Raw genomic sequence first — 1,305 nt, 5'->3', positions numbered from 1 at the left:
CCTTGCACATCGCGATCATCGGACGCGAGATGCCGTTGCCGAGCCACAGGGCCAGCACGGCACCGATGGCAAGGCCGCCGAGCGCCATCATCAACATCAGTTGCTCGGTCTCTCCGATCGTCGCGTTGGCGCTCGCCTCGATGCGCTGCTGGTCGGCAGTCAAATCCGAACGCAGCTCGGCCGAGAGCTTGAGGATGGTCGCCGCCGTCTTGGTCATCTCACCGTTCGACTTGACGATGATCTTCACGTTCTCGGTCAGCCTTGAGAAGGAGGTGCGGTACTGCTTCAGCAGATTGCCGATCTCGGTGACGCGGTCGGTGATCTTCTGGTCGCTGGCATAGATCGAGACCAGCAAGGTCTCCAGGAATTTGATGCGGGCGATCACGCCGTCGGCGGTCTTCGGCTCCGGCTTGGCGACGAAGGCGCTGACCGAGGTGGAGACAGCCAGATATTGCGAGGTGATGTCCTTGGCCGTGGTCTGGACCGATGCCAGCCCCGCCAGCGCGGCGGTATCGGCGAGGTCGTCGAACTTGAAGCGGATCTTGTTGCCAACGCTGTTGAGCTCATCGGCCGCGATCTTGTTGTTCTCGCGCGTCAGGACGATGATCTCCCCGAACACCTTCGTGAAGCGCTGAAACTCGGCCTCCAGCTTGCCGACCTGCTCGCGGCGGGCGGCGCCTGTCGTGGCGGACATCGACTTGGCGATCGCGCTCTTCAGATTGTCTTCGGCGGCCTTGGCTGCGGTCTCGTCATCCACCGCCCCCGTCAGGGTATAGGCCCGAGCCAGTCCCTGATAGGCGATCAGCTCGCGATCGACCGTCCGGGCGAGGTCGGCTTCCGACACGCTGGTGCGGTAGGAAGCCACGGCGGCCTGGATCCGCTCGAAGCCGAAATAGGCGAAAGCCATGCTGACGGCGAGGATGGCTAGCACCGCCACGAAGCCGAGGATGATTTTTGCGCGAAAACGCAAGCTTGGCAGCTTCGATTGGTTCGACTTCGACTTGACCGACATTCCCCCACCCCATTCCATTCGCGGAAAACCAGGCGCAGCCCGGAAGCAGCCCGCTTCCTGACTCGCCCGCACGGTAATCGGCAAAGGATAAGCTGTGGTAAATTTGTGGCGCCGCAACTCGCGGTTAGGTAACGCGGGGATTTGTTAAGGCGCGCTTTCCCGCGCCGTTACAAATGCCGTCATAAATTAAGTGCGGGCACCAAATCTCCGTTGTCGTCCCGGACAAGCGGAGCTCTTGGCAACGCGTAGCGTTGCCGGGAGCGGAGCGCTGATCCGGGACCCATAACCACAGG

Annotated in this window: 1 pseudogene; it reads right to left on the bottom strand. The window is 62.0% G+C overall.

The features are described from left to right. Positions 1 to 1,012: pseudogene (locus IC66_RS0142265) on the bottom strand (methyl-accepting chemotaxis protein); the annotation flags it as partial. Between the last annotated feature and the right edge of the window lie 293 nt (positions 1,013 to 1,305).

It is taken from the genome of Bradyrhizobium genomosp. III (assembly GCF_000261705.1).
In the GTDB taxonomy this organism is placed as follows: domain Bacteria; phylum Pseudomonadota; class Alphaproteobacteria; order Rhizobiales; family Xanthobacteraceae; genus Bradyrhizobium; species Bradyrhizobium ottawaense.
The sequence above is the reverse complement of the archived record's forward strand: the minus strand, read 5'-3'. Positions and strand labels throughout refer to the sequence as shown.